At 69.6% G+C, this 11,588-nt stretch carries 8 protein-coding genes; 6 read left to right on the top strand and 2 right to left on the bottom strand.

Features of this window, described 5'->3' with window-relative positions:
* The first annotated feature begins 16 nt into the window (after positions 1–16).
* From AB0903_RS18440 to AB0903_RS18415, 6 genes are all read left to right on the top strand, one after another.
* Positions 17–2,176, top strand: a complete 2,160-nt coding sequence (locus tag AB0903_RS18440) for a RecQ family ATP-dependent DNA helicase (RefSeq protein ID WP_366704040.1) — start codon at positions 17–19, stop codon at positions 2,174–2,176.
* Positions 2,177–2,708: 532 nt separating this feature from the next.
* A complete protein-coding gene (locus AB0903_RS18435; protein ID WP_366703971.1) occupies positions 2,709–3,779 on the top strand; it encodes a hypothetical protein in 1,071 nt (356 codons plus the stop codon).
* A gap of 194 nt (positions 3,780–3,973) precedes the next feature.
* Positions 3,974–5,062 carry a hypothetical protein gene (locus tag AB0903_RS18430; protein ID WP_366703969.1) on the top strand — a complete coding sequence of 363 codons (1,089 nt, stop codon included), beginning with the start codon at positions 3,974–3,976 and terminating at the stop codon, positions 5,060–5,062.
* Between the two features lie 21 nt (positions 5,063–5,083).
* Complete coding sequence (locus AB0903_RS18425) at positions 5,084–5,812, top strand: hypothetical protein (protein ID WP_366703967.1); 729 nt, start codon at positions 5,084–5,086, stop codon at positions 5,810–5,812.
* Positions 5,813–5,823: 11 nt separating this feature from the next.
* Positions 5,824–6,591, top strand: a complete 768-nt coding sequence (locus AB0903_RS18420) for a hypothetical protein (RefSeq protein WP_366703965.1) — start codon at positions 5,824–5,826, stop codon at positions 6,589–6,591.
* A 101-nt stretch (positions 6,592–6,692) separates the two neighbouring features.
* Positions 6,693–7,802 (top strand): M14 family metallopeptidase, encoded by a 1,110-nt coding sequence (locus AB0903_RS18415; RefSeq protein WP_366703963.1) that lies wholly within the window; start codon positions 6,693–6,695, stop codon positions 7,800–7,802.
* Between the two features lie 853 nt (positions 7,803–8,655).
* Here AB0903_RS18415 and AB0903_RS18410 read toward each other — a convergent pair.
* Positions 8,656–9,900, bottom strand: coding sequence for an ATP-grasp domain-containing protein (locus tag AB0903_RS18410; protein WP_366703961.1), 1,245 nt, complete (start codon positions 9,898–9,900; stop codon positions 8,656–8,658).
* Between the two features lie 69 nt (positions 9,901–9,969).
* Complete coding sequence (locus tag AB0903_RS18405) at positions 9,970–11,298, bottom strand: MFS transporter (RefSeq protein WP_366703959.1); 1,329 nt, start codon at positions 11,296–11,298, stop codon at positions 9,970–9,972.
* Positions 11,299–11,588 lie beyond the last annotated feature (290 nt).

Here is an 11,588-nt window from a genome sequence, read left to right as displayed (position 1 = left end):
GGGTTGCATGGGGGGCATGGAAAACCTGGAGCTCCGCGCCGAAGCCGATGCCGTCCTCGCCGAGCTCGTCGGTGCCCCGGGCGGTTCGGCGCGGCTGCGGGAGGACCAGTGGCAGGCGGTGGCGGCCCTGGTGGAGGAGCGCCGGCGGGCGCTGGTGGTGCAGCGGACCGGCTGGGGCAAGTCGGCGGTGTACTTCGTTGCCACAGCTCTGCTGCGCCGTCGCGGTTCCGGCCCGACGGTGATCATCTCGCCACTGCTGGCACTGATGCGCAACCAGGTCGACTCAGCGGCGCGGGCCGGTATCCAGGCGCGCACGATCAACTCGGCCAACCCGGAGGAGTGGGACACGATCTACGGGGAGGTCGAGCGCGGTGAGACCGACGTTCTCCTCGTAAGTCCGGAGCGCCTCAATTCCGTGGACTTTCGCGATCAGGTGCTGCCCAGGCTCGCGGCCACGACCGGTCTGCTCGTGGTCGACGAGGCGCACTGTATCTCCGACTGGGGTCACGACTTCCGGCCTGACTACCGTCGGTTGCGGACCATGCTGGCGGAGTTGCCGGCGGGCGTGCCGGTGCTGGCCACGACGGCGACCGCGAACGCGCGGGTCACCGCGGATGTGGCCGAGCAGTTGGGCACGGGAGGCGGGGACGCGCTGGTTCTGCGAGGGCCGCTGGACCGCGAGAGCCTACGTTTGGGGGTGCTGGAGCTGCCGAACGCTGCGCATCGGCTGGCGTGGCTGGGGGAGCGGCTGGGGGATCTGCCGGGTTCAGGGATCATCTACACGCTGACGGTGGCGGCGGCGGAGGAGGTAGCGGCCTTCCTGCGGCAGCGCGGGTATCCGGTGGCCTCCTACACGGGGAAGACGGAGAACGCCGATCGGCTGCAGGCAGAGGAGGACCTGCTCGCCAACCGGGTCAAGGCCCTGGTGGCGACCTCGGCGCTGGGCATGGGCTTCGACAAACCCGACCTGGGGTTCGTCGTGCACCTCGGCTCGCCCTCGTCCCCGATCGCCTACTACCAGCAGGTGGGGCGTGCGGGGCGCGGTGTGGACCACGCGGACGTGCTGCTGCTCCCCGGCAAGGAGGACGAGGCGATCTGGGCCTACTTCGCCTCGGTGGGCTTCCCGCCCGAGGAACAGGTGCGGCGCACGCTGGCGGTTCTGGAGCAGGCAGGTCGTCCGCTGTCGCTGCCGGCGCTGGAGCCGTTGGTCGATCTTCGGCGCTCGCGTCTGGAGACGATGCTGAAGGTCCTGGACGTGGACGGGGCGGTCAAGCGGGTGAAAGGGGGCTGGACCGCGACGGGGCAGCCGTGGGCGTACGACGCACAGCGGTATGCGTGGGTGGCCCGGCAGCGGCAGGCGGAGCAGCAGGCCATGCGGGACTACGTGGCGACCACGGGGTGCCGGATGGAGTTCCTGCAGCGGCAGCTTGACGACGAGAAGGCGGCCCCGTGCGGTCGCTGCGACTCCTGCGCCGGGCCATGGCTCGATCCCGAGGTCTCGCCCGGGGCCCTCGCGGCGGCGACAGGTGAGCTCGAGCGTCCGGGAGTCGAGGTCGAGCCCCGCAAGATGTGGCCAACCGGGCTCGCCGCGGTGGGTGTGGACCTCAAGGGCCGCATTCCCGCAGGCCAGCAGGCGGCCACCGGGCGTGCGTTGGGAAGGCTGTCGGACATCGGCTGGGGCAACCGCCTGCGCCCGCTCCTGTCGGCGCAGGCGGCGGACGGGCCGGTTCCGGACGACGTGCTGGCCGCAGTCGTGACGGTGGTGGCCGACTGGGCCCGTTCGCCGGGCGGTTGGGCAAGCGGCGCGCCTGACGCGGGGGCACGGCCCGTCGGGATCGTCGCCATGCCGTCCCGCACCCGCCCCCAGTTGGTCGCCTCGCTGGCCGAGGGCGTGGCCCGTGTCGGCAGGCTCCCGCTGCTGGGCAGCCTGGCCTACACCCCGCAGGCCGACGAGTATGCCGCGCACCGCAGCAATTCCGCCCAGCGGCTTCGCGCCCTGGCCACCTCGTTCACCGTTCCCGACGACCTCGCCGCGGCCTTGGCCGGCACCCCCGGCCCCGTGCTGCTCGTGGATGACTACACGGACTCCGGCTGGACCCTCGCGGTAGGTGCCCGCCTCCTCCGCACGGCAGGCAGCGACGAGGTGCTTCCCCTGGTCCTCGCAGCGGCAGGCTGATCGCTTCGGGACTCCCTCCTGTCCGCCTGCTCCGGCCGAACGTGATGCCCGCCGGAGCACGCTTGTGACGCTCACGCGGCGGTCTCGCCGGGCTCGGAGAAGTCCACGGCGCTGACCGCGTCCGTCGCGGCACCTCGGGCGTGGCCTCCGGCGTGTCCGGCCGACCGGTGACGTGTGCGCGGTCCACGGGCCGCGGCCGCGTCGACGCGGCCCTGGCCGGGCCGTGTCGACGCCGAGTGCGACCCGGCCGACCCCGCGACCCCGCCGACTCCGCGATCCCGCGGACCAGCAGCAGTGTGGGGGCCGCCAGGGTGGGGCGGGCCGGTACACCGCGAATTTCCCCGCTGCGGCCGGCGCACGGCAATGAGCCCCGACGGAAAGTGCAGCAGCCGCGGTCACCTGTGAAGACAGGCGGAAGTGCTACCGGCGGAACAGGTGGCAGGGACCATAGTCCTATAGCGCACCGACCCTGCGGCAGGTCAGAGTTGTGACCGGAGTGAGGGAATGCACAGAGGCCATGACGGGAGTGATCGTGTCCGCACAGATAACAATTGACCCGGGCCGCTTCAGCCAGTTCGGTGAAGCCACCGGCAGCACCTTCTGTCTGATCACGAATACCGAACTGGTCGACCGGATCGAGGTCGTCAAAACGGCGTCGTATCGAGAGTTCCTCACTATTACGCTGGATGTGGGAGACCGTTTCGAGGAAATCCTCGAAAAGAGGATCCCGGAACCCGCTCATGTGCTGGTGATCTCGCCCCGGAGGTTCTTCGAATCACCGGATCCCGATCTGGTGGGGCAACGGAAGATCATGGGTATGGCGTGCAACTCGACGCCCACCGGCCTCGAGGAGATCCGGCACTTCCTCGGCGTGATGGAACGGACCTCGGCAGCGGACCAGGCGGCATTCTGCGACACCTTCTTCGAACTCGCCGAGGACGCGGACCACCTGGTGTACGTCGACCCCGTGCACGGCACCCGCGCCACCCTCGACCACTTGCGCGAGGGCCTGGTGTGGAACCAGCAGGCCGGGCCGCTGGACTGGGGCGACCAGCAGATCGTCCCGTCCGGTGAGATCAGCGTACTGCCGGTCGAGATCAGGGAGTTCGACGAGGCCCTGAAGCTGCCGTTGGAGGGCGAGATCACGCTGCGCGGATACCCGATCCTGCACAACGGCACCCCCTCCTTCTCCCGGACCGACCAGGCCCGCATCCACTCCCAGCTCTGGGCGATGCACGACAACGCGATCAAGGCCACCGTCGAGGACGGCAGGATCAGGCGCCTGGAGGCGCTGGACGCAGGGGCGGCGCCGGCCGTGGCGATGCTGGAGCAGATGTTCGCCGTGGACTCCCGCTACCGGATCGTGTGGGAGATCGGCCACGCTCTCAACACCTCGCACGACATCCTGCCCGGAAACCACGCCATGAACGAGGTGTACGGCGGCACGGAAGGCTGCCTGCACTTCGGCCTCGGACTGACTCCGTACACCCAGTACCACCTGGACATCATTTCGCCCGACACCCGCGTGCTGACCAGCAATGGAGTCGCGGTGATCGGCCACCCGGACCACCCCACGGTGGAGAGGGTCGTGCCCGCCGCATAGCGGATCACGACCGTCCGACCGCGGGGTGTACGCAAGGAAATCCGTCAAACAGGAGGTGACTCCCTATGAAGAAGATCAAGGTGCAGAAGAACCGCAACTACCTGGGCACGCTGCTGGGCTGAGTACCGACCCGTGGCGGGGCATGCGCAATGCCCCGCCGCGGGGTTCCCATCGCTTTTCTAGGGAGTTCACCCGTGCCACCGATGGATTTCAGGACAACGGACTTCGATCAGTTCGGTGAGCCGGTCGATACATTCTGTCTCATCGCGAGCGAACAGCACGGCGAGCCGATTTCCCTGCTTCCCGGGGACGGGTATTCCCGCGTACTCCACCTGACACTTCCTCCCGGCATGCGGCTGGGCGAGCTGATCGCGCGGAGCGTTCCCCCGGACGCGCACGTGCTCGCGGTCTGCCCCGGGCGGTTCCTCGATTCGCCCACCCCGCAGGAGCTGGGCGTGCGCAAGCTGGCCGTACTGCCGGCCGGGTCCACGCCGCTGACCGATGAGCACGTCCGCTACTTCCTGGGTACCGCTGCCCGTACCGACGTCGCTCGACAAGTCCGCGTGGCCGAGGAGTTCTTCGACCTGGTGGGCGACAGCGAGCGGCTGACGATCGTCGACGACGTCTCCGGCACCGAGGCCGAGTTCGACCACACGGTCGGCGAGTGCGTCTGGAACCAGCAGGCGGGCGTCCTCGAAGCGGGTGACCAGCAGATCTTCCCTTCGGGCAAGCTGAGCGTCACCGCCGCGGACATCACCACCTTCGAACCGGAGGCCCGGCTGCTCGGCCTCGACGGAGACCTGACCCTGCGCGGGTGGCCGATCGTCCACCGCCACGAGGATCCGGCCGACGGCGCCGACCAGCAACGGCTGTTCGAGGCGCTCTCGCCGCTGGTCTCCAACGCCGTGACGCTGCACGTCGCCGCCGGAAGCATCGACGGCGTCACCCCGCAGACACCGGGGGCGGCGCCGGCCGCCGTGGAGCTGGAGAAGCTCCTCACCGACGATCCGCGCTACCGCGTCATCTGGGAACTCGGCTTCGGGATCAACACCACCACGGAGATCATTTCGGCGAACTGCGGCCCGAACGAGGTGCACGGCGCGACCAGCGGCGTCGTGAACCTCGGCCTGGGAATCACGCCGGCCACGCGCTTCGCCCTGGCCTTCCTCTGCCCCCGCAGCTCGCTGGTGACATCGGACGGAACCGCCGTCCTCGGCGCCCGCAAGGCGGTACGCCGCGGCCGGATGCAGCGCGTCTCCAGCGCGAGCTGCGGCTGCCACTGACCCCAAGGAGTGAAGCAGGCAATGACGAACAACGCCGAACTGCGCAAGAAGGTCGACGCGATCCTCGACACCTTCATCAAGGACTTCTACGAGACGGTCCCGTACGCCCAGCACCAGAAGGACTCCTCCGAGCTGAACCTCGACTACTACAAGCGCCACAACATCGAGACGATCCTGCGGCTGCGCCGCAAGCGGACCGTCGACGCGCTGGCCATCAAGTACTTCACCAAGGTGGACCCGGTGCAGGCCAAGGCGTGGGCGCACTACACCGACGACGAGATGCTGCACGACCGGCTGTTCGCCGCCGACCTCGCCAAGGTCGGAGTCACCAAGGACCAGATCTACTCCACGGAGCCGCTGCTCTCGACCAAGCTGCTCACCGGATACCTGCAGTACGGCATGGAGTTCGAGGACAGCCCGCTGGCGCTGATCACCAGCGTGTACTTCGTGGAGTACGTCACCACGCGCACCCAGCCGGACTGGTTGGACAACCTGGGCAACGTCCTGGGCGAGGACAACGTCAAGGGCGCCCGCGCCCACGTCAACACCGACCTCGACGACGACCACGACGACTTCGTGTGGCGGGTGCTGTCCACGCTGGTCAAGTCGGAGGCCGACGAACAGAAGGTCGCCGAGCACCTCGACCACATCTACTGGCTGTGGAAGCTCTACTTCGTGGAACTGCACCGGCTCACCGTGCTGGGCAAGAGCGACACCCAGATTCCACTGCCCACCGCGGCCGAGGTCTGAGCGGGGCAGCGGTGGCCGACGACGACCGATCCACGCGTCCCGACGGGCGGCAAGGAGTCGAGGTACTGACTCTGCCGCCCGGCCGGGAGCTGCCGACCGAGACCGAGAAGTGGATCGTGGACGGTCTGGTCCTCGCCATGCCGGGACTGCACACCCGGCAGCTGTTCACGCTCCGCCGCGACATGCTGACGGAGGCCGACCACGTCGTCATCGGGGTCGACCGGGACCTCGACCGAGTCGTCGCGCTGCTCACCTCCCGGTGGGCGGAGATCCCGTCGGGGCGGTCCTGTCTGCACATCATGATCCAATTCGTCGGTGACGCGTACCGCAACGGCGCGATTTTCAAGGAGAGCTGGGCGCAGCACTTCGCCCGGCTCCTCGCCGACGGCCGCCCGTTCCCCGAGGTGATCGCGCTCAAGACGTACAACCCCGTGGTGCACTGCGCGATGTCGGCGTTCAGCGGGCATCCGGACATCAGCATGTACCCGGACCTCGCGGGCAAGGACGACAGCGGGGCGGTCCTGGCGGCCGAGGTGGCCGAGGCACTCGCACCGGGAGCGGCCTTCGACCCGGCTCGCGGAGTCGTCCCGGGCATCGGCCGTCCGATCGACCTCTATCGGGAGAGGCCGCTGAGCCATGTGCCCGAGGCCAACCGGTACTTCGCCGAGCATGCGGAGCCGGGCGACCGGGTGCTGTGCCTGCTGCACGTGCCCACGTGGACGGGGGCCCACTCGATCCTCACGGCCCTGGGGGTGCCGTTGCCCTCCCGGCAGAGCTGAGCACAGCCGACCAGCCGGGTCCGGCGCTCCTGCGAGGCTCCGGACCCGTCGCCCGCATCACAACTCCGAGGACTCCAGGCACTCCAGGGACGCGAGGCAGCATGGCAGACGCATTTCCCCTCGACTACTCCCGGGCACGCGCGGACTTCCTGACCGCCGCCGAGGAGGCGGGGGCACGTGTGAGGACCTTCGCCCTGCCCGGACACAGCGGGCCCGACGGCGGCGAACTCTGCGTCGACACCGCCTACCTGGGACCGCCGGACCCGCTGAAGCTCCTGGTGACGGTGTCCGGGACACACGGCATCGAGGGCTTCTGCGGTTCGGCCTGCCAGACCGGGATCCTGCTGCGGGAAGGCGTCGCGAAGGCCGCCGCCGGGACCACGACCGGCGTGCTGCTCGTCCACGCCCTCAACCCGTACGGCTTCGCCTACCTGCGGCGTGTCAACGAGGACAACGTCGACCTCAACCGAAACTTCGTCGACCACGACGCCCCGCCGCACAACGGCGCCTACGACGCCGTGCACCGCACGCTGGTGCCGGCGGACGCCGACGAGTTCGCCCCCCGGGAGCTGGTCGCGAACCTCACGGCGCTGCGCGTCCGGCTCGGCCCCCAGCGTCTCCAGGAGGCCGTGACCCGGGGCCAGTACCGGCACCCCGACGGCCTGTTCTACGGAGGAGACGCGCCGACCTGGTCCCGGCGGGTGTTCGAGACGGTGGTGGCCGAGCAGGTCGCCGGCGCCGCCCACGTCGGCTACATCGACCTGCACACCGGGCTCGGCGCACGCGGCGTCGGCGAACCCATCTTCCGCGGCGGCCGTGACGCCGACGCCCACCAGCGGGCCCGCCGGTGGTATGGCGACGCGCTCACCGTCTCGGAGCGCGGCACTTCCTCCTCCACACCGATCGTGGGCAACACCGCGACCGCGGTGGCCGACGGCCTCGGCGCCGGCAGCCGACTGACCGCGATCACCCTGGAGTTCGGCACCCAGCCCGGCCCCGAGGTGCTGCTCGCGCTGTGCGCCGACGCCTGGCTGCACCGGCACCATCCGCCGAACGACGCCGTCCGCTCCGACCTCAAGCGGCTGATCCGCGACGCCTTCTGCCCCGCGGACGACGCGCGCTGGCGCGAGCAGGTTCTCCAGCGGGCGCGTGAGGTCTTTGAGCAGGCCGTCGTCGGCCTCACCGACGCCAGGCCGGGGGAGGACGCGTGACGGCCGGGAGAGCCGCCCTCACCGCGCCCACGCCGGGGTAGGCCCGGAGGTTCGACGGCCGCGGCGGCATCCGGCGGCTGCCGTCCTGACGTACGCCCATCCCGACGAACCACGCCTCCGACGTGGTCGACACCGGCAGCCTCGGCCTCCGTGTCCCCGACGGTGCCGGTCAGCGGGCGTCGGAGGGCGGTCGCCGCCCGGACGGCCGGTCAGGTGGCCGGTGGGCGGCTCCACCGTCTTGGGCATCTGCGCGACGTGCGAGGCGGCCACCCCGGCTTCTCCCGAAGGAGGCAACCCCGCTCCTCCCGAAGAAGGCCACCCCGCTTCTCACGAAGTGACGGGCGCGCCGACCGGGACGACCGCCGGCCGAGGGCCGCGCGCTCCCGGGGCGCGCCGACCCGACCGGGGCGTCGGACGCGGCCGCACCCGGGCCCGGCCGAGCAGAGCACCACGGCGACCGGCCTCATCCTGCGCCACCTCCGCACCTGGGCCCTCCGCCACCTGGCCACCTGGCGACTGTTCGCCGCGGCGACGGCGCACTCCTCACCCATGTCCTGTGACGCTGCCCCCAGGCCCGCGAGCAGCCGGCCCCGGGAGGCGAACCCCGTGTCCAGGTACCTGGCCGGACAGCCGACGGGGACCGGAACGGAGCGTCAGCCACCGTGCCAGTCCCCGCACCGCCCTGCGGCAGCTTCCCCGGGAGGCTGCCGGGCCGGCACTCCGACGATCGCCGGGCCGCCCGCCACCTCGCCGGGCTGAGAGAACCCGGCTCGCGGATCACCGCCGAGCTCCCGCGGACCGATCACCAACCGCGGGCGGTTCTCACCTCGGTGTCACGGCCGCCGGGTCGCCGCTACGGACCGGGCGAATCGATGACCACCTTGGCCTCGATCTCCCGCACCCGTTTGGTGTCCTGGTCGACGATGTCCTGGTCAGTGGCGGAGAGCAGCACCCAGCCGAGAGTGGTGAAGAGGTCCTCGGTCTTGGGCACCCGGGAGCCGTTGGGGTAGCGGCAGCCCAGCTTCTGGAAGGAAGCCAGCTCGCGCACGGCGTCCAGCACCTCCGCGTTGCGCATGGTGCCGCTGTTGGCGGCGGACAGCCACACCACCCGGGTGGGCTGCACGATCTCGTATCCAGGGGTGAAGGACGAGTCCAGATGATGCCGCACGGCGCGGTCGATCTGACAGTCTCCGGTCGCGAGCCGCGCGGCTTGCTGCCCACAGCCTCCGTCGAGGCGTGCCGCGATTTCGATCAGCCGGGGACCGTGGTCCGTCAGCATGATCTCGGTGTGCGTGCATCCTGTCCGGATGCCGACCGCCTGGGCGATCTGGCGCGTATAGGACCCCAGAACGCCGACCAGGGGATCCTCGGGGAGGAGATAGTCCTCCGCATCATAGACTCCGATACGGTTTCCCCTGGTTGACTTGCTGTACTGGACTACGGCCACCAGGCCGAGTTCCCCGTTGACGGAGTAGGTGTCCACGACGAACTCGGTTCCTGAGGCGAACTCCTGGATCAGAATGCTGTCGTTGGATGTGTCGAACATGTTGACGGACCCCAGCAACTGCCTGAACGGAGGCCGCCAGTCCTCGCCGGCCTCCACCTTGTGCACACCGTCCGTCCCTCCGCTGCACCGGGGCTTGAGCACCAGCGCCTGTCCCTCCAGGCCGGTCTCCCGCAGCCAGTCGGCCGCCTCTTCCTCGGTCGCGGCAGCGAACGTGCGAAGGTGCGGAATGCCCGCGCTCGCCACGGCCTGGGCCATGGGCCACTTGTCCCGGCGTGCCGCGGAGAACTCGGGCACATTCCCCGTCCCGGGTGCCAGCTCCTCGATCAGCGCGTCCACGAGCCTGACCGCGGACTCATTGCCGGGGATGACGGCGACCGGGTCATAGTCGCGCACAATGCGGGTCAGCTTCGCGAAGTCGCCGTCGTGGAAATGCGTTGCGCTGAAAGCATCCGGTTTCCAGCCGTGGAGGTAGGACTTCAGTGGTGCCGGTGTGCTCAGCACTGCCACCGGTGCGACCCCCCGCTCCCGAAAGGCGTGTGCGTACTCGACAGCCTCGGAATAGGGATCGACCAGGACTACATGGCGTTGCATCTGTTGCTTCCCCTTCTGCGAATTTCCGCTGCTTGCACGATCTCCGGTGGTGCGGATGGGGCGCCGACCCTAGATTCCCGTGCGGACCTCTGCACCGGCTGTTCCGGAATCGCCGATCCCGCCTGCCCCGTCCTCGTTCTTCTCCGCCGTGGCGGCCGGACGCACTCCGCTCCATGCGGCGGCTCCGGCCAGCAGGCCCACCACCCCGCAACCGAGCCACAACCCTTCCTCGAAGCGATTCCAGAGCATCACTCCGACGAACGGGCCTATCGAGCTGCCGAGTCCGTACAGCGCGTTCGAGGCCCCCAGATAGCGTCCCCGCAGCCGGGGCGGGCCCGCCTGCGCGGGGTAGGCGAAGAACAGTGACGGATAGCCGATGATCTCGCCGAGCGACCAGACGAGGGTGGCGATCACCAGTGCGGCCAACCCCCAAGGCAGGGCGTACAGGCTCATGCCGATACCGGTCAGCAGCACACCCACGATCACTGCTATCCGGATCGGCCAGCGCTGCACCACCTTGGCGACGAGGAGTTCACAGGTGATGACGAGAAGGCCGTTGAGTGCGATCAGCGCCGCATAGACCTCGATTCCCATACCGAGGTGCTTCACCGTCAGGGGCAGAGTCGAGATGTGCTGGATGTAGATCACGGAACTGATGAACATCGCCAGCAGGAACAGCAGATACCGGCGGTCGGTCAGTACCGCCAGATACGAGGCCCTGGGCGCGTTCTTGCTTCCGTCCCCCGCGTCGTCGTCCGCCGGCCCCGTGGTGTCCGATTCCGCGCGGTGCGGCAGGGTGACTGCGGCGACCGTGGAGAAGATCACCACAGCCAGCGCCTCGCCCCAGAACAGGAAGTCCCAGGAGATCTTGACGAGCGCCGCACCCAGCAGGGGCGCGGCCGTCGTGCCGAGGTTGATCGCCAAGCGGCCCATGGCGAAGACCATGACATGGCGTTCGACCGGCGTGAGGGCACTGATCATGCTGGTGGAGGCAGGTTGGTAGGCCAGGCTCGCCGCACCGCTGACGGCGATGACCGCGAGGATGGACACGTAACTGTCCAGGTAGAGAACACAGGGGAGCAGCACGGCCGAGCCCAGCAATGTGGACACGATCGTCAGTCGCGGTCCGACCTTGTCGGACATCCAGCCCCCGACCAGCGTGCCGAGCACGGCTCCCGCGCCGTACACACCGAGCGCCGCGCCTGCCTGGGCAGCGGAGAAGCCGCGCTGGGTCAGGTACAGCACCATGAAGACCTGAACGAAGCCGCCAAGCCGATTGATCACGGTGCCGGCCAGCAGGGCCTTCACCGCCGTCGGTGACTCGCGCCAGACCTGCCGCACCCCCACGTGCCGCTTCTCGGCCCCGTCCGACGCACTCGTCGCGTTGTTCTGTGCCATGCACCTCACTTTGCGGAAGGAGCGGCGACGGCGACAGTGGCTGCACTGACGAGCAACATCGAATTACTGCCACTGCCGCCGGTGCGTGTCCGGTCGGCGCGGGAGTAGCGGGACCAGGGCGTGCAGCCGGTGGCGGGGCTCCTTCAGTGTCTGCGCGCCGGAGCGAGGGCGCCGGCGATGGACGGCCTCGGGTCCGGGCCGCGCGGGTCCTGCGGGAGGCTGCGCCACGACTTCCGCCCTGCGACGCCACGTTCGACCGGTGCCCGTGCCACGGGCAGGGGTGGTGGGCG

It is taken from the genome of Streptomyces sp. NPDC048389, from assembly GCF_040706335.1.
Lineage (GTDB): Bacteria > Actinomycetota > Actinomycetes > Streptomycetales > Streptomycetaceae > Streptomyces.
The sequence above is the reverse complement of the archived record's forward strand: the minus strand, read 5'-3'. Positions and strand labels throughout refer to the sequence as shown.

What these genes read in the sequence shown, in the direction of transcription:
- AB0903_RS18440 (WP_366704040.1), top strand. Translation starts at nt 17, where the DNA reads ATGGAAAACCTGGAGCTCCGCGCCGAAGCCGATGCCGTCCTCGCCGAG.
- AB0903_RS18425 (WP_366703967.1), top strand. Translation starts at nt 5,084, where the DNA reads ATGACGAACAACGCCGAACTGCGCAAGAAGGTCGACGCGATCCTCGAC.
- AB0903_RS18415 (WP_366703963.1), top strand. Translation starts at nt 6,693, where the DNA reads ATGGCAGACGCATTTCCCCTCGACTACTCCCGGGCACGCGCGGACTTC.
- AB0903_RS18410 (WP_366703961.1), bottom strand. Translation starts at nt 9,900, where the DNA reads ATGCAACGCCATGTAGTCCTGGTCGATCCCTATTCCGAGGCTGTCGAG.
- AB0903_RS18405 (WP_366703959.1), bottom strand. Translation starts at nt 11,298, where the DNA reads ATGGCACAGAACAACGCGACGAGTGCGTCGGACGGGGCCGAGAAGCGG.